8 protein-coding genes are annotated in these 17,959 nt (G+C 65.7%); 5 read left to right on the top strand and 3 right to left on the bottom strand.

What is annotated here, in order from left to right; all coding sequences use genetic code 11:
* Positions 1 to 12: 12 nt before the first annotated feature.
* Positions 13 to 495 (bottom strand): SspB family protein, encoded by a 483-nt coding sequence (locus EP237_RS04825; protein WP_127558675.1) that lies wholly within the window; start codon positions 493 to 495, stop codon positions 13 to 15.
* A gap of 222 nt (positions 496 to 717) precedes the next feature.
* Between EP237_RS04825 and EP237_RS04820 the strand changes: the two genes are divergently transcribed.
* The 5 genes from EP237_RS04820 to EP237_RS04800 all read left to right on the top strand — a co-directional run bounded on the left by EP237_RS04820 (position 718) and on the right by EP237_RS04800 (position 14,858).
* Positions 718 to 7,071: a type I polyketide synthase gene (locus tag EP237_RS04820; RefSeq protein WP_127558673.1), complete on the top strand. Its 6,354-nt coding sequence runs from the start codon at positions 718 to 720 to the stop codon at positions 7,069 to 7,071.
* Positions 7,058 to 8,056: a glycosyltransferase family 2 protein gene (locus tag EP237_RS04815; RefSeq protein ID WP_127558671.1), complete on the top strand. Its 999-nt coding sequence runs from the start codon at positions 7,058 to 7,060 to the stop codon at positions 8,054 to 8,056. Before EP237_RS04820 ends, EP237_RS04815 begins: the two co-directional genes overlap by 14 nt.
* Before the next feature lie 3 nt (positions 8,057 to 8,059).
* Positions 8,060 to 12,619, top strand: coding sequence for a MupA/Atu3671 family FMN-dependent luciferase-like monooxygenase (locus EP237_RS04810; protein ID WP_127558669.1), 4,560 nt, complete (start codon positions 8,060 to 8,062; stop codon positions 12,617 to 12,619).
* Positions 12,620 to 12,622: 3 nt separating this feature from the next.
* The gene (locus tag EP237_RS04805) at positions 12,623 to 13,354 is read left to right on the top strand and encodes a 4'-phosphopantetheinyl transferase family protein (RefSeq protein ID WP_127558667.1); all 732 of its coding nucleotides are present in this window, start codon (positions 12,623 to 12,625) and stop codon (positions 13,352 to 13,354) included.
* A 154-nt stretch (positions 13,355 to 13,508) separates the two neighbouring features.
* Complete coding sequence (locus tag EP237_RS04800) at positions 13,509 to 14,858, top strand: Wzz/FepE/Etk N-terminal domain-containing protein (RefSeq protein WP_127558665.1); 1,350 nt, start codon at positions 13,509 to 13,511, stop codon at positions 14,856 to 14,858.
* Here the strand turns inward: EP237_RS04800 and EP237_RS04795 are convergent, their stop codons facing one another.
* On the bottom strand, positions 14,859 to 15,776 hold the full coding sequence (locus tag EP237_RS04795) for a CpsD/CapB family tyrosine-protein kinase (protein ID WP_127558663.1): 918 nt from the start codon (positions 15,774 to 15,776) through the stop codon (positions 14,859 to 14,861).
* 91 nt (positions 15,777 to 15,867) lie between these two features.
* A complete protein-coding gene (locus EP237_RS04790; RefSeq protein ID WP_127558661.1) occupies positions 15,868 to 17,949 on the bottom strand; it encodes an NAD-dependent epimerase/dehydratase family protein in 2,082 nt (693 codons plus the stop codon).
* Positions 17,950 to 17,959: the final 10 nt, after the last annotated feature.

Below are 17,959 nucleotides of genomic sequence, written 5' to 3'. Positions count from 1 at the left end.
AGCGTCATGGCGTCAGTGGTTCTTGCGGAACGTATCCAGCCGCACGACTTCGGCATCGTGATGCGGTTCGTGCTCCGCCTCGTCCTCTGCCTCATCATCGCCGGGCGGTTCATCGTCGGGATCGTCCTCGACCTGGGTCTCGAACCGCAGGCCGAACTCCACCGAGGGGTCGACGAAGGTCAGGATGGAATCAAAGGGAATGCGCAAGGGCTCTGGGTTGTCGCCGAAATTCAGCGTTACCCGGAAGCCGTCATCATCGACGCTGAGATCGTCGAACCAGTGCTGGATCACGATGGTCATTTCGCCCGGATAGCGATCATGAAGCCAGGGGGCGATGTCCACATCGGGGTGGCGCGTGTCGAAGGTGATGAAGAAGTGATGCTCTCCCGGCAGGCCGGTTTCCGCCACGCCTTCCAGAACGGATTGTATCAGGCTCCGCATGGCGCGGTGCATCAGGCGGCCATAGGCAATCGTTTCGGAAGGTTCGTCAGTCATCCACAGCATCCCGGTCCAGTTGGCTCCACCATAGAAGATTCGGGGCCGATGAAAAGATGCGGAACACGCAAGCGGCGGGGAAGTCTGCCGCAATCTGGTAGCCCAACATGCGGGCAGCTGCGAATTTTCACGACCGATCCGCGCCTTTGCCCTAAAATCACCAAGATAGGGGGGCAGTCTGACGCTCAATCAACATGCGAAAAAAGCTGGATAAAAGCTGTCATGACCCGAGCAGACACGACCCCCGCCATAGGGGAAAACGATATCGCCATCGTTGGGATGGCCGCGCATCTTCCCGGGGCGGAGGATGTGCAGGCCTATTGGCGCAACCTGCGTGACGGGATCGAATCCATCCGGCGGCTCAGCCGAGAGGAGTTGCTGGCCGCGGGCGAGGCGCCGCATCTGATCGACCGGCCCGACTACGTGCCAGCCGCCGCCGTTCTGGACGGGTTCGAACGGTTCGACGCCGACTTCTTCGGGCTATCGCCCAAAGAGGCCGCGATCATGGATCCGCAGCATCGCCACTTTCTGGAAGTGGCCTGGGAAGCGATGGAACAGGCCGGTCATGTCCCCGATAATTTCGATGGAAACATAGGGGTTTACGCGGGCTGCGGCATGGGCAGCTATTTCTATTTCAACGTCTGTTCCAACCGCGATCTGGTGGATCAGACCGGCATGTTCCTGCTGCGCCATACCGGGAATGACAAGGATTTCATGGCCACGCGGGTGAGCCACATCTTCGACCTGCACGGCCCCTCGATCAACATGCAGACGGCCTGTTCCACCTCGCTCGTCGCCACCCACTATGCCTGCCAGGCGCTCCTGATGGGGGAATGCGACATGGCGCTGGCGGGGGGCGTGACGATCGAGCTGCCCCATGCGCGCGGCTACCTCTTCAAGGAGGGCGAGATCCTGTCGCCCGACGGTCATTGCCACGCCTTCGATCATCGCGCGCAAGGAACGGTCTTCGGCTCCGGTGCGGGCTGCGTGGTGCTGCGCCGGGCGGCCGATGCCATTGCCGATGGCGATCACATTTGGGCCATAATCAAGGGCTCGGCGGTGAACAATGATGGCGCCGACAAGGCGGGCTATCTGGCGCCCTCCGTCGGCGGGCAGGCCGAGGCGATTGCCGAGGCGCAGGCGCTGGCGGGCGTGCGCGCCGATACTGTCGATTATGTCGAATGCCACGGCACCGGCACCTATCTTGGCGATCCCATTGAGGTGGCGGCGCTGACCGACGCCTTCCGACGGACCACAAACGCCGTCGGCACCTGCCGGATTGGGTCCGTCAAGACCAACATCGGGCATCTGGATACGGCGGCGGGGGTGGCGAGCCTGATCAAGGCCTCGCTCGCGCTGCATCACAAGCAGATCCCGCCCTCTCTGGGCTATGAGCAGCCCAATCCGGCGATTGGCTTCGAGGGCTCGCCGTTTCTGGTGAACGACCGTTTGACCGACTGGCCCCGAACCGACCACCCGGCGCGGGCGGGGGTCAATTCGCTCGGGGTGGGCGGTACCAACGCCCATGTGGTTCTGGAGGAAGCGCCCAAGCGCGCGGCCTCGGACCAGTCCGATTTCCCCTTCCAGCTGCTGTGCCTCTCGGCGCGCGGGAAATCCGCGCTGGAGGGCAATGCGGAACGTCTGGCCGCGCATCTGGAGGCCAACCCGGAAGAGGACCTTGCCGACGTGGCCTGGACGCTGAAGGAGGGCCGCAAAGCCTTCGAACGGCGCCGTGTCGTCGTGGCCGAAACGCCCGAGGAGGCCGCCGAGGCCTTGCTCGAAAACGATCCGCGCCGGGTGTTCACGCATACGGTCGTCAGCGACACCCCCGAGATCACCTTCATGTTCCCCGGCGGGGGTGCGCAATATGCGGGCATGGCGCGCGACCTTTATGAGACCGAGCCGGTCTTTGCTGACTGGATGGATCGCGGGCTGTCGGTGCTGGAACCCAAGCTCGATTTCGACATCCGCGCGCTGTGGCTGCCGGAACCGGGCAACGAGGACGCCGCGAATGAGCGGCTGAAAACACCCTCCGTTCAACTGCCGCTGATCATGATCGTGGAATATGCGCTGGCGCAGCTGTGGATGAGCTGGGGGGTAGAGCCCAAGGCGCTGATCGGCCATTCCATGGGCGAAAACACCGCCGCTTGTCTGGCGGGGGTGATGTCGTTCGAGGATTGCATCGGCCTTGTTCACCTGCGCGGGCAGTTGATGGATTCGGTTGAACCCGGCGGGATGCTGTCGGTGGCTCTGTCGCCTGAGGCACTGGCCCCCTATCTGGGGGACGATCTCGATCTTGCCGTGGTAAACGGTCCCGAGCTGACCGTCGCCTCCGGCGCTGACGCGGCGCTTGACCGGCTGGCGGAGCGGCTAGAGGCCGAGGACATCCATTGCCAGCGCATCGCGATCAACATTGCGGCGCATTCACGGCTGCTCGACCCGGTTCTGGACCGTTTCGGGGACTACCTGCGGTCGATCGAGTTGCACACCCCGCAGATCCCGGTGATTTCCAACCGCACCGGCCAGATCCTGACCGATGCCGAGGCGCAAAGCCCCGACTACTGGGTCAGCCACCTGCGCGGCGCGGTGCGCTTTGCCGATGGCCTCTCGACCCTCGCGGAGACTCCGTCGCGCGTCTACCTCGAAGTCGGCCCCGGCAAGGCGCTGACCTCGCTCGCCGGTCAGCATCCGAAGATCGACGCCAACCAGGTGATCAACAGCTTGCGTCACCCCGACGTCGCCACGGCCGATGACGCCTATTTCCTCGCCACGCTTGGCCGTATCTGGGCCGTGGGCGGCAGCTTCGACTGGGGCCAGTATTGGGGTGAGGCGCGCCGGAACCGCGTGGTTCTGCCGACCTATGCCTTCCAGAAGAGCCCTTATTTCATCGAGCGCGCCGAACCGCAGGCGGAACAAGCGACCGACTGGCTGATGCGCGAGGATGATCCCGCTGAGTGGGGCTGGAAACCTGTCTGGCGGCCCACCTATGCGCCCTGCGAGGTGGATCTTGCGGGCGATCTGTCGGACGCCGCGCGGAACAGCTGGCTCATCTTCGCGGATGAAACAGGGGTTGCCGACACACTGGCCGACCGGCTGCGCGCCGCAGGCCATCCCGTGACGCTGGTCACCCCCGGCGACGCCTTCGCGCGCACGAAATCGGGCTTCGTCCTGCCGCCGGAACGGGGGCGCGAGGGCTATGACCAGCTGCTGCGCGCGCTGGCTGAGGATGGCAGCTTGCCCACCCGGATCGCGCATCTGTGGCTGCTGACCCAAGGCGAACAGCACCGCCCGGGGTCGAGCTTCTTCCACCGGATGCAGGAACAGGGGTTCTGGTCGCTCTTCTACCTCGCGCAGGCCTGGGCCGATGAAGGGCAGGGGCCGCTTCATATCGACGTGGTCACGAACGGCGCCGCGCAGGTCCGCAGCGAACCGCTGCCCTACCCGTCGAAAGCCACCATCATGGGGCCGGCACGCGTGATCCCGCGCGAGTTCCCCGGTGTCTCGGTGGCCGTTCTGGACGTCGACCGGCCCGACGCCGCGCCGGTGCTGGAGGAACTGCTGTCCGACCCCGATAGCCGTGTCGCCGCGATCCGCGCGGGCAAGCGGTTTGAACAGGGGTGGAAGCGGGTGGCCCTGCCCGAGGCGGATACGCTCGATATCCGTGAAGGTGCAACCGTGCTGCTGACCGGCGGCTATGGCGGCATCGGCACCAGCGTGGCGGAGGAGCTGATCCGCCGCCACAAGGCGAAGATCGTGCTTGTCTCGCGCACCGGCCTGCCGCCGCGCGACCGCTGGCAGACGCTGCTGAAAAACGCCGCGCCCACGGACGGCACCGCCGCCCGCATCCGCGCGGTGGAACGGCTGGAGGCCGCCGGGGGCGCGGTTCTGCCTCTGGCTGCCGATGTCTCCAATGTCGAGGACATGCGCGCCGCCGTGGCAGAGGCTGAGGCGACGTTCGGCCCTATCAATGGCGTGATCCACGCGGCGGGCGTCATCGACGATGCGCCCATTCTGGCGAAATCGCCCACCAGTATCGAGGAGGTCTTTACGCCGAAGATCCACGGCACGCAGGTGCTCGATACGCTCTTCCCCGATGGCACGCTTGACTGGATGGTGCTCTTCTCCTCCAGCTCCACCGCCACCGCGCCTGCGGGGCAGGTGGATTACGTGGCCGCAAACGACTACCTCAACGCCGTCGCCAAATCGCGCAGCGGTGGCAAGACGCGGGTTCTGGCGATCGACTGGGGTATCTGGTCGGGCGTGGGCATGGCCGCCGAGGCGATGCAGGCCCGTCAGGCGGAACCGCCCGCGCCGGTGCCCGTGACGCTGCCCCTGCTCGATACCGCAGGGTTCGATGCCGATGGAATCCGCCGGTTCGAGGCCCAGTGGCGCCCCGAAAGCCGGTGGGTGCTGGACCAGCACCGTACGAAAGCAGGCGACGCTCTGCTGCCCGGCACAGGCTATCTTGAACTGGTGGCTGAGGCGCTGGAAGGGCAGGGCGAGGACCGGCCGTTCGAGATCCGCGACCTGTGGTTCCTGCGCCCCTTGCGCACCGAAGACGGCCAGACCACCCGCATCCGCCTGACCCTGCCGCGCAGCGATCAGGGCTATGGTTTGCGCGTCGAAAGCGCGCCCGAGGGCGCGGGGTGGGACGTGAATGCCGAGGCCGACATCCGCCTTCTGCCGATGGACCCGCCCGTGCCGCTGGATATCCCGGCGCTGGAGGCCCGAATGGGTGAGCTGACCCGCGCTGAACCGGGCCAGAGCCTGACCTCCCCGCAGGAGGCGCATCTGCGCTTCGGCCCCGGCTGGCGCGTGCTGCGCGAAACCCGTCTGGGGCAGGGCGAGGGGCTGGCGAGTCTTGCGCTCGACAGCCACGATCCCCGCTGGCGCCTGCCGCCAGGGATGGTGGACCTTGCCACCGGATGGGCGATGCAGCTGATCGAGGGCTACCGCCCCGATGCGCTGTGGGTGCCGGTGAACTACGCCTCGGTGAAGGTGTTCAAAGCACTGCCGTCCGACATCGTGTCTTACGTCCGCAACGCCGGTGACAACCGCGCCTCGGACCAGACCGCAAGCTTCGACATCACGCTTGCGGCCCCCGATGGCACAATCTGCGTGGACATCGAGGGCTTCACCATCCGCCGCCTTGTGGGCAACATCGCCTTCGCCGCCGCGCCTGCGAAACTGGCCGAGGCGGAGGGCCCGCGCCCGCTGTCGCCCGCGGAGGAACGGCTGCGCCACAACATCGCGCAGGGCATCCGCCCCGAAGAGGGGGCAGAGGCCTTCCTGAAGGCGCTGGCGAGCCCTCTGCCGCAGGTACTGATTTCCTCGCTCGACCTCGACGCGCTGATCGCGCAGGCGGGAACCGAGACCGAGGAGGCGCAGGCGAGCCAAGGGTTTGAACGGCCCGAGCTTGATAGCGACTTCGTCGAGCCCGAGGGCCCCATCGAGGAAACGCTTGCCGGATTCTGGCGCGACCTTCTGGGCGTGGCCCAGGTGGGCGCCGAGGACAGTTTCTTCGATCTCGGCGGGCATTCCCTCATCGCCGTGCGGCTCTTCGCCATGGTCAGGAAGACCTGGGCCGTGGACTTCCCCATTTCCGTGCTCTTCGAGGCGCCGACGATCCGCAAGATCGCCGGGCTGGTCGCCGCGCAGGGGATCAGCACGGAGGCGGGCGAGGACGCCCCGAAACGCGAGGAACCGACGCGCCGCTTCACGCATCTCGTGCCGATGCATCAAGGCGAGGGCGGGCCGAAAACGCCCTTCTTCCTCGTCGCGGGCATGTTCGGCAACGTGCTGAACCTGCGCCATCTCGCGCATCTTCTGGGCCACGACCGGCCTTTCTATGGGATGCAGGCCAAGGGACTGTTCGGAGAGGATGAGCCGCACCGCTCCGTCAAGGAAGCCGCGCGCGACTACATCGCCGAGATCCGGCAGGTACAGCCGCAGGGGCCCTACATGCTCGGCGGGTTCTCGGGCGGCGGCATCACCGCCTATGAAATCGCGCAGCAGTTGACAGAAGCGGGCGAGGAGGTGGCCGCGCTCATCATGCTCGACACGCCCTTGCCGCAACGCCGGGAACTGACGCGCGCCGACCGGATTGCCATCCAACTGCAGGAGCTGAAAGCGGGCGGTTTTGCCTATCCGTTCACATGGCTCGCCCGTCGCATCCGGTGGGAATTCGCAAAGCGCCGTCAGAAGCAGGACGATGCGGGCGAGAGCCCCGTTTTCCACAATGCCGCGATCGAGGCAGCCTTCCTCGACTCGGTTGCAGGTTATCATCTGCAACCATGGCACGGGCCGCTGACGCTGTTCCGTCCGCCGCTGGTGGGTAAATGGCAGGTGGGCGACGGGAGGTTGGTCAATTCCGAACGCGCCTATGTGACCCACGACAACGACTGGACCGAATGGGCGCCGCAGTTGCAGGTGTTCGAGGTTCCGGGCGACCACGATTCCATGGTGCTGGAGCCCAATGTGCGGGTGCTGGCCGCGCGGATGGGCAAGGTGATCGAGTCCGCCGACCGTGCGCGGCTGGTGGCTCAGGCCTGGGAGGGCAGCCATGCCGCCGAGTGACCCGAAACTGCTTTGCTTGGTGCTGAACTGGCGCACCGCCGACATGACCCTGCGCGCGGCCGAAACCGCGCTGCGGGAGATGGAGGGCATCAGCGGTGAGCTGGTGATCGTCGACAACGATTCCCGCGATGGATCCTTCGAGACGATGACCCGCGTGGTCGAAGACCGCGCCTGGCCCCGCACCCGCGTGATCGACGCAGGCCGCAACGGCGGCTTCGGCGCGGGCAACAACGTGGGCATCCGCGCAGGGTTCACGGATGGCAGCCGCCCGGACTACGTCTATATCCTGAACTCCGACGCTTTCCCCGACACGGGTGCGATCCGCGCCCTTCTGGATCATTTGCAGACACATCCCGCGACGGGTTTTGCTGGCAGCTACATCCACGGTCCAGAGGGTGATCCGCATCTGACCACCTTTCGCTTTCCCACCATTGCGAGCGAATTCGAAGGCGCGGTGCGCCTCGGCCCGGTCAGCCGCTGGCTGCGCAACCGTGCGGTACCGGTGCCGATCCCGGAGCAGACCGCACGGGTCGACTGGCTGGCGGGCGCGAGCCTCATGATGCGGATGGAGGTGCTGGAGGAGATCGGACTCTTTGATGAGCGCTTCTTCCTTTACTTCGAAGAAACCGACCTCTGCCGACGCGCGAAGAATGCCGGGTATCCAACGGATTTTGTTCGGGAAAGCTCCGTCACGCATATCGGATCGGTTTCGACCGGCATGAAGGAATGGCAGGAGGTTCCGGGCTACTGGTTCGACTCGCGCCGCCACTATTTCGAAAAGACCCATGGCCGCGCCTATGCGCGCCTGGCCACGCTGGCCCATGTTGCGGGCGGGGTCCTGCACCGGCTGCGCTGCCTGCTGACGGGCCGCAAGCCCGCCGATCCGCCGCGCTTCCTGCGCAGCCTGATTTCACACGAGTTTTCAGCGCCCCGAACCGGGGCCACTCGCGGTGGCGACCACGCCGCCCGCTTGACCGGAGGTTGATCCATGTCCCTGTTTTCCTCGATTGTCATCGGCCATGACACGCTGGCACTGAACTGCGCGAAAATGCTGGCGGGTGCAGGCCACCCGATCCGCGCCGTGGTCACGCGCTGCCCCGACTTCCGGGCCTGGGCCGAGGCGGAGGGCGTGACGCTGATCGCACCGGGAAGCGGGTTGAAGGACCGGCTGCAGGGGTTTGAATTCGAATGGATCTTATCCATCGCGAACCTCGATATCATTCCAGCCGACGTGCTCTCCATGGCCACGAAAGGCGCGGTCAACTTCCACGACGGGCCGCTGCCGACCTATGCCGGGCTCAACGCCCCGGTCTGGGCGCTGCTGAACGGGGAAACCACCCATGGCATCACCTGGCACCGGATCGCGGGCGGCGTGGACGAGGGCAATATCCTCGCGCAGCGCCAGATCGCAATCGCGCCGGGGGAAACCGCACTCACGCTCAACACCAAGTGCTATGCCGCCGCGCTGGACAGTTTCGGAGAGGTGATCGCGGCGCTGGCCGAGGGGCGCGCCGAGGGCACCCCGCAGGACCTGTCGCGCCGCAGCTACTTTGCCCGCGATGCGCGGCCAGAGGCGGCGGCCCTTCTGGATTTTTCCAAATCAACCAATGAGATCACGGCCATTGTTCATGCACTCGATCATGGCGGATACTGGAACCCTCTGGCCTGCCCGAAGCTCGACACCGGCCGCGAGATTCTGCTGGTCGGCAGCGCGGAGCCTGCCGAAGGCACGGGCGCGCCCGGCGAGGTTCTGGAGGTCACCGGCGGCACTGCGACCGTGGCCGTTCCGGGCGGGGCCGTGAGGCTGGGAGGGATGCGCTCCGTCGACGGGGCGCCCGTGATCCTTGCCGATCACCTTGCCGCTGGCACCCGCTTGCCGATGACACAGGACCGCGCCGCGATCAGCGCCGCCATCGCCGCCGCCGCCCCGGCGGAAGGCTTCTGGCGCAAGCGGCTCGACAATATGCAGCCCGCGACCTTCACCTTCCATCCCGGTGCGGGAGAGGGACTGGCGACTCGCGAGGTCACGCGGCCCAACGGGCTCTCTGCTGCGCAGGCCCTGGCCCGGTTCGCGCTGCTTGCCCTGCGCAAGGGCGAGGGCGGGGCCGTGGACCTCGCGCTCGGGCTGCCGGTCACATGCCCCGGTTTCCTGTCGCCCTGGGTGCCGGTTGCGATCGACCCCGAGGGCACGGTGGCAGAGGCCGAGGCGCGCTTTGCCGAACGGATGGAGGCCGCCCGCGCCAAGGGACGCTTCGCCGCTGATCTGCCCGCGCGCATCCCGGGCCTCTCCGGGCTCTCCATCCCCGATTTTGCCATCGGCGACGTGCCCGGCGCAGCGCTTTGCTTGTCCGAGGATGGCCGGACGCTCACCGCAGATGCCGCCCGCGTCACGGCCCAAGAACTCGACCTCATCGCCGCGCGGTTGCAGCATGTGTTGCAGGCCGATCCCGCCACGCCGGTGGTGGAGCTGTCCATCGTGCCCGACTGCGAGCGGCAGAAGCTGATCCATGACTGGAACGCAACGGACGCGGACTACGACCGCGCCCGCTGCATCCACCAGATGTTCGAGGCGCAGGCGGCCAAGACCCCCGATGCCACGGCGCTAATCTTCGAAGGCGCGCGCCTGACCTATGCCGCGCTTAACGCCCGCGCCAACCGCGTCGCCCATGCACTTGCCGGGATGGGGGTGCGGCGTGGCGATCTGGTGGGGCTGCATGTCCGTCGCTCTGCCGATCTGCTGATCGGGGCCATCGCCATCCACAAGGCGGGCGGGGCCTATGTGCCGCTCGACCCCGATTACCCGGCGGATCGGGTGGCGCTTTATGTCGAGGACAGCGGCGCCAAGGTGATCCTGACCGAGGCCGCGCTGACCCCGCATCTGCCTCCGCATCAGGCGCAAGTACTGGAGATCGACCGTGATCCGCGCATCGCCGCCGCGCCGGAGACCAACCCCGACAGCGGGGTGACTCCCTCTGATCTGGCCTACCTGATCTATACCTCGGGCTCCACGGGCCGCCCCAAGGGTGTGATGATCGAACATCGCAATGTGTCGAATTTCTTCACCGGCATGGACGGGCGGATCGACCACGAGACGGGCGGCGTCTGGCTGGTCGTGACCAGCCTGTCCTTCGACATCTCGGTGCTGGAGCTCTTCTGGACCCTCGCGCGCGGCTTCACGGTTGTCATTTCCGGCGACGAGAACCGCACTCTCGTCAGCAATGGCCGCATTGGCCAGACCGGCCGGGGGATGGAGTTCAGCCTGTTCTACTGGGGCAATGACGACGGCGTTGGCCGCGACAAATATACGATGCTGCTGGAAGGCGCGAAATTCGCCGATCAGAACGGGTTCTGCGCGGTCTGGACGCCGGAACGCCATTTCCATGCGTTCGGCGGGCCTTATCCGAACCCGTCAGTGACCGGGGCCGCCGTGGCTGCGGTGACGAAGAATATCGGCGTGCGCTCGGGCTCTGTCGTGGCGCCGCTGCATCATCCCGCCCGTATCGCCGAGGAATGGGCGGTGATCGACAACCTGACGAACGGGCGCGCGGCGCTTGGCATCGCCAGCGGATGGCAGCCGCATGATTTCGTGCTGCGCCCCGAAAACACGCCGCCCCAGAACAAGCCCGCGATGTTTGAGGCCATCAACACCCTGCGCGCGCTCTGGCGCGGTGAGGAAGTGGCCTTCCCCATGGCCGACGGGACCGAGCACAAGGTGCTGACCCAACCGCGCCCGGTGTCGAAGGAACTGCCGATCTGGGTGACCACGGCGGGCAACCCCGACACCTGGAGCGAGGCCGGAGAGATTGGCGCCAATGTTCTGACACACCTGTTGGGGCAGTCGATTGACGAGGTGGGCGACAAGATCAAGCTCTACCATCAGGCGCTGCGCGACGCGGGCCGCGATCCGGCGGATCACACGGTTACCCTGATGCTGCATTCCTACCTGGCCAGTGACCGGGATCAGGCGCGCGAGGTCGCCCGTGGCCCGATGAAGGATTACCTGCGCTCGGCGGCGGGTCTCATCAAGCAATTTGCCTGGGCCTTCCCGGCCTTCAAGAAGCCCAAGGGCGTGTCGAACCCGATGCAGCTCGACCTTGGGATCCTGTCGGAAGAGGAGCTGGAGGCGATCCTCGATTTCGCCTTCGAGCGGTATTTCAACGACTCGGGCCTCTTTGGCACGGTCGAGGACGCGCTGGATCGGGTCGAACAGCTCAAGCGCATCGGGGTCGATGAGATTGCCTGCTTGATCGACTACGGGATCGAACGGCAGAAGGTGCTGGATGGTCTGCGCCCGATTGCCGAGGTGCTGAAACGCGCCAACCAGGGCGATGCGCTGGCCGCGGACGATTTCTCCATCGCCGCGCAGATCATCCGTCATGGTGTCACGCATCTGCAATGCACGCCCTCCATGGCGCGGATGCTGGTGGGCAATGACGAGGCGCGCATGGCGCTGGCCCGTGTGAAACACCTGATGGTGGGCGGTGAAGCGCTGCCTGGATCGTTGGTGGCGGAGCTTCAGGCCGCGACGGATGCCCATATCGAGAACATGTATGGGCCGACCGAAACCACGATCTGGTCGACGACCCAGACCGCCACAGGCGGCGAGGGGATCACCGGCGTCGGCACGCCGATTGCCAACACGCAGGTCTATGTGCTGGACGAGGCGATGCAGCCGGTGCCCATTGGCGTGCCGGGCGAGCTTTATATCGGCGGCGAGGGCGTGGCGCGCGGCTACTGGCAGCGGTCCGACCTGACGGCGGAACGCTTCCTTGACGATCCGTTCAAGCCCGGCAACCGCGTCTACCGCACCGGCGATCTTGTGCGCTGGCGCGCCGATGGCGGGCTCGATTTCCTTGGCCGGGCCGATCACCAGATCAAGCTGCGCGGCTACCGGATCGAGATGGGAGAGATCGAAACGCAGATCGACGCGGTTCCCGGCGTGCGCCAATCCGTGGTGATCCCGCGCGAGGATACGCCGGGCAACGTGCAGCTTGCGGCCTATTACCTGGAAACCGCGCCGGTCGATCCGGCGGCGATCCGCGCGCATCTGGCGGCGGAGCTGCCTGCCCATATGGTGCCCGCGCATTTTGTCCGGCTCGACGCCTTCCCGCTTACGCCGAACAAGAAGATCGACCGCAAGGCGCTGCCCGCGCCGCGTGCTCGCGCAGCCGCGCCGTCGAACGTGACGCCGATCACGGCCCAGGCCAGCACGGCCGGGCGCATCGCCGCGATCTGGACGAAGATCCTCGGTGTCGAGGGCATCGGCCCGCAGGATCATTTCTTCGACCTTGGCGGGCATTCGCTGCTGGCGGTGCAGGCGCATCGCGAGATCAAGGCCGAGCTTGGCGCCGAGCGGCTCTCCATCACCGACATCTTCCGCTTCCCGCTTCTGTCCGCATTGGCGGGTGAGGTCGACCGGCTGACCCGTGGCGACGCGCCAGAGCCTGAAACGCCGCCCACCACCACGGCGCCCGAGCGCGCGATCAATCGCGCCGAGGCCATGTCGCGCCGCCGCCAGATGCGCGCGGCCCGGGCGGGAAGGGGATAAGCCATGTTTCGTGATCTCATTGAAAGCGGCTGGCGTGGCGGAAAGCTTGGCTATGGGGAGGCCCATGCCGGGGAGGCCCATGATTTCTGGCCCGGAGAATCCCGCGCCATGGCCCGTGCGACCCCGGCCCGACAGGCTGAATTCGCCGCTGGCCGCGCCGCCGCGCGTCATGCGCTTCGCGTGATCGGCATGGTTCCCTATGCGATCCCCATGGGGACCGACCGCGCGCCGGTCTGGCCCAATGGCGTTGTCGGGTCCATCACCCATCACGAAGGGCGCTGCATCGCGGTTGTTGCGCGCCGGTCCTCGCTGTCCGGGCTTGGTCTGGATCTTGCAGCGCTGGACCCGCTTGCCGAGGATCTGTGGTCGACCATCTTGACTGACAATGATCGTAACTGGCTGTCAGATCAGCAAAAACCCCTGCAAGGCGGCTACGCGCAGATGATCTTTTCGGCCAAGGAAGCGACCTACAAGGCGCTGTATCCGCTGTCTCGCCGGATCGTGGGATTCGACGCGATGGACATCGCCCCGGATCTTGCCCGCAACCGCTTTACCGCCACGCTGCGCATCGCTTTTGGCCCGCATCGCGCGGGCCGTCGACTGGAAGGGCAGCTATTCTGCCGTGACGGGCTGATCTGCACACTCATGGCGTTGCCGCTGTCAATGGAATATGGCGGGAATGTGGCGCGGAGCGCCGATTTGGAAATGCAGTGTTTCCAGACCGAGACTGCCTAGTCCTTGGAAATTTGACGAAAAATCACCTAGAATGGGGCGAGGATATGGCAACGCGGGGGCGGTTGCCGCCTCAATTGCAAAGCCCGGTTGCCCGGGAGCGATAGCTAGCCTGCCATCCGGCACCTGACAAATCGAACCGAAAGGACTGCCCCCTATGGGTCCGATCACATCAATCTGGGATATCCCGCGCATCCTGCTTCGCCGCATCTGGGTGGTCTTGCTGATTCTGGCCGTGGGGTTGCCATCCGTGGTGCTCTACGCGCTCAGCCAGCCTCGGGTCTACGAGGCGACGGCGGTCGTGCAGATCGAAGCGGCGCAGGTTGTGGAACGGCTGACCAGCCAGACGGGTGGCGGGGCCGCAGGCAGCACGCTCAACCCCAATAGCGAGTTGGAGCTGATCGAACAGCAGCTGATGTCGCGCGATCACATCATGACGGTTCTGGACGAGTTCGGCATCTTCTCGGGCATTCCGTCGATCACCGAACGCGTCGCGCTGGTGCGCCAGTCTGTTCAGATCATCGAACTAATCGACCCCGAACAGGCCTGGCGCCCTGATGTGCAGCCCTCTGGGCTGGTGATCACGGTGCGCCTGTCCGACCCGGATATCGCGGCAGCCATCGCCAATCGTTTCCTCGATCGGGTGCTCGAAGAAGCGCAGGAACGGACCTCGGGCCGGACCGCGCGCACGCTGGAATTTCTTGAAGCCGAAGAGGCGCGCCTGACTGCTGAAATCGAGGAGTTGGAATTCGCCTATTCCGAGTTCCGTCAGGCCAATTCGGCAGCTCTGCCCGCTGCCATTGCCTCGCAGCGCACCCAATTGTCCCGGCTGGAGGAAAGCCGGATCAATATCGAGGAACAGATCATCGAGCTGGAAAGCGAAAGCGGGCGGTTGCTGGCCGAGGCCCGGTTGCGGCAGCAGGAATTGCTCAACCAGCGTTTGCAGCTTGTGAATGACGCGATTGCCGAGGTCGAGGCGGTTCTGCTCACCGCCCCGGAGGTGGAACGCCAGACCCATGTTTTCGATCGCCAGCTGGAACAGCTTCAGGGCGAATTGAGCGTGATCACTGAACGTCGGGCACAGGCGGCGATGAACCAGCTTCTGGAAACACGCAATCAGGCGGAGCGTTTCGAAGTTCTGGAAACCGCCATTCCGCCGGAGTTTCCGGTGTCGACCAGCCGCAAGAAACTGGCCATGGCAGGGGGCATGCTGGTGGTGTTCCTTGCAGCCGCTGCGGCACTTCTGCTGGAGATCCTTGATGGACGTCTGCGCAGCGCCCGTCAGTTCGAGCGCGAGCTTGGCGTGCAACCGGTTGTCGTGATCCCCAATCTGCGCAGCCAGCGCAAGGTGCGTCGGGGCCGCGTGCTTTGGATTGGGCTGCTGACTGCCGCGGTGGTCGGTGTGGTCGGGCGGGTGCGTGGCTGGTGGCGCGCGATCGCGGACCGTTTGCCTCAGGCGCAGGGTCAGGAACTGGCGGTCGTCATGCGGCGCACGACGCGCGACTGATCAGCCGCCATAGCCATAGCCGGGCTCTTCATCGAGCTCGGCCTTGTTCATCACCACCCCCAGGATCGGCAAGTCCTCCCCGAGACGGCGCTGCACCTCGCGCACATCGCGCGCGCGGGTTTCGCCGCCACCTACGACAAGCAGAACGCAGTCGATATGCTGACGGAAGGCCAGCACGTCATCCATGGCAAGGGCGGGGGGCAGATCGTAGAGGATCAGGTCAGCGCCGAGTTCCTCCTGCATGCGGGTCAAGACCTCGGTCGTCGTCGGGTTTTGCAACAATTCCGCAGCATAGGGATCGGTCCGCCCGTTGACGCCAAGCGCCAGCTTGTCACCGATGTTCAGCATATTGGGCGCGAAGGTTGACAGGTAGGTCGCAGTGTCGATCTCACCGCGCAGGAAATCCGCCGTGGCCGGCATGTCGCGCAGCCCGAGGATGCGGGCCAGACCGGGGCGGCGCAGGTCCATGTCGATCAGCGCGGTGCGCAGATCCGATAGGCGTGACAGGCTGATCGCCAGGTTGATGGCGGTAAAGCTCTTGCCGTTCCCGGGATTGGGCGAGGTGATGCCGATCCGCGTCCAGCCGTGATCGCGCATCGCCTGCACGATCCGGGTGCGCAGCACGTCAAAGGCCCCGTGCGCCGGGTCGTGGCGATTGGCGGTGATCACAAGGTTGCGGTCAAGGCGGGCCGGTTCTACGGGAATACGCGGCAGGCGGTCCCATATATCGCTGCCGTTTGAGCGGGCAGGTGGCGTAGGGGCAGGGGCCTCGGGTGCGGTGTCATCCGCCTCATTGTCCTGCTCCATCGGACGGTCGGCGGTCAGGGCCTCGCGCAGCCGCCGTTCCAACGCCCGGCGGCGCCGGTCGCTGTCGCTCAGCCCGTCATCGGGGCCGGTATTCGGGCGGTTGCTGCTCATTCTCACTCAGGTCCTGTTCTTGGCCGGTTCCCCGGCGCTTATGGTTATATAGGGCAAGTTTGGCACAATTAAGCCCTTTGATACTGCAGGTTCAGATCCCGAACAGCGCCTTTGCATTCATTGCGCGTGTCAGGAACCTGTCGCGGTCCGCCTCCGGCTGCCAGCCAAGCACGCGCTTGGGCAGGCTGTTGTCGAACCGCGCCAGATGCGCCCGCGATTTCCAGTCGGCAAGCGAGGGGCGCACCGCATTCCGGCGGCCAAGCGCATAGCGTTTCAGCGCGTATTTGACCCCGTCCGCCATCCACATCGCCGTCAGGTTGCCGGAACTGACCCGCATTCGGGCGCCAAGCCGGTCATGGATCGCGTCGAAATAGTCGCGGCCGGTCAGCAGATGCTCGCCCGTCAGGTTGAAACTGCGGCCGAGCGCGTCATCGCGGTCCATCATCGCGATCAGCCCGTCCGACAGGTCATCGGCCAGGACGAAAGGCAGGATATTGCGCCCGTTGCCCCAGAGCTTGACCGCGCCCGCGCCGTGCCAGCGTCCGATCCCCCAATGCTGTAAGGGTCCGTCGCCGCCCACCACGATGCCGGGGCGCGCGATGACCAGCGGCAGCCCATCCTGCCGGTGCATCCGCATCAGCCGACGCTCGCATTCCGCCTTGGACCGTGCATAAAGATTGCGCGCCTCGATATCGCCAAACCCGGTGGCTTCGGTGATCATCCCATCAGGGTCGGACATGTCGTAGGACGCAATCGTGCCCGTATAGATCAGCCGCGACACGCCCGCCTGCAGTGCCGCTTCCCCGATCCGAACGGCGGTGCCCACATCGTTTTTCAGCGCGTCCTCCCATGTGTCGTCCATGGATTTCGCAAGGTTGTAGACGGTGTGGATGCCCTCCATCGCCGCCGTGATCGCGGGTTTGTCGGTCAGCGAGACCGGGCAGGTTTCCACGTGATCGGCGATATCCGCAAAAGGCCCATGCGCGCCGCGCGACAGAACCCTTACGTCATGGCCCTCGGCCACCAGGGCGCGTGTCAGGTTGCGCCCGATATAGCCGGTGCCGCCGATGACCATGACACCGGGGCGCGGGCTGCCGGTGACGATGGCGGGGGAAGGCTGTGCCGGGATCAGGGCCAGCGTGTCGTCGATGGCCTGCATGACGGTGATGGCCGCCTCGGGGGAAAAGCGCGGGTCAGCCTCACCGCTATAGATAGCCCGGTTCATGCCCTGAAAGCTTTGCCCATAGGGGCTGCGACGGTTCAAGGATGCGGTCTGGATCGCAGCGTTTCTCAGCCCCTCGCGCAGGTTTTCCTTGGCCGCGCCCAGTTGCCTCAGCAGGGGGTTCACCACCAGATCGGCGGTGTTGTCGCGCGTCGTGACCAGCGTGTCGGCGGCATAGTCGAGATGCGCCATGCCGGAGGATCCGCGCAAGGCAACCGTCCGGTCGTCGATGGTTTCAACCATGGAGAGCGTCAGCGTCACATCCACATCGCCCGCGCGTGCCAGAATACGCCAGCTCTGGTCGCGGGTGCCGCCGCCGGGCAGGGTTACAGGCTGGCCGGTGACGGCCGACAGGATGTCGAGCGGTCCGAAGAGATCGACCGCGAAGGAAAACGGATGCGCCCCAAGCTCCAGCAACAGGTTCTTCGGCTCGCGCAGCAGCCACAGCCCGTAGGGGCCAGAGCGAAGGGGTGCCAAAGGCAGGCACCAGTTGATCCGTGCCTCCGCGATACGGCCAAGATGTCCGTCCGCAACCATCGCCTTCAGCCTCTCGTACCGGGGCAGTCCGAGGAAGTTGTGGCCGGGGGAAAACCGCTTGCCGGTGCGGGCGGCGGTCTCGGCAATCGAGCGGGTTTCCGCGGCAGAGAGCGCCACCGGTTTCTCCACCAGCACATCCAACCCGCCTTCCAGGCATTCCACTGCCAGATCGTGATGCAGGTTCGGCGGCGTCAGGATGTGGACTGCGTCGCAGGCACGGGCAGCGATCAGGTCGGCCACCGAGGTAAAGACCTGCGCGCCATGAGCTGCTGCCAATCCTTCTGCGGCACCCCGGCTGCGGTCGCAAATAGCGGTGATCTGCACGCCCGGCGTCGCCTTCAGCGCGTCGGCATGCCAGCTGGCGATATAGCCCGCGCCAATGAGGCCGATCCGAATAGGGGGAGATGCGCTCAAGATCCTGTTT

The sequence above is a fragment of the Nioella ostreopsis genome (genome assembly GCF_004000255.1).
Taxonomy (GTDB): domain Bacteria; phylum Pseudomonadota; class Alphaproteobacteria; order Rhodobacterales; family Rhodobacteraceae; genus Nioella; species Nioella ostreopsis.
The sequence above is the reverse complement of the archived record's forward strand: the minus strand, read 5'-3'. Positions and strand labels throughout refer to the sequence as shown.

Coding starts and splice junctions, on each gene's coding strand:
- EP237_RS04825 (WP_127558675.1), bottom strand. CDS start 495: ATGACTGACGAACCTTCCGAAACGATTGCCTATGGCCGCCTGATGCAC.
- EP237_RS04820 (WP_127558673.1), top strand. CDS start 718: ATGACCCGAGCAGACACGACCCCCGCCATAGGGGAAAACGATATCGCC.
- EP237_RS04815 (WP_127558671.1), top strand. CDS start 7,058: ATGCCGCCGAGTGACCCGAAACTGCTTTGCTTGGTGCTGAACTGGCGC.
- EP237_RS04810 (WP_127558669.1), top strand. CDS start 8,060: ATGTCCCTGTTTTCCTCGATTGTCATCGGCCATGACACGCTGGCACTG.
- EP237_RS04805 (WP_127558667.1), top strand. CDS start 12,623: ATGTTTCGTGATCTCATTGAAAGCGGCTGGCGTGGCGGAAAGCTTGGC.
- EP237_RS04800 (WP_127558665.1), top strand. CDS start 13,509: ATGGGTCCGATCACATCAATCTGGGATATCCCGCGCATCCTGCTTCGC.
- EP237_RS04795 (WP_127558663.1), bottom strand. CDS start 15,776: ATGAGCAGCAACCGCCCGAATACCGGCCCCGATGACGGGCTGAGCGAC.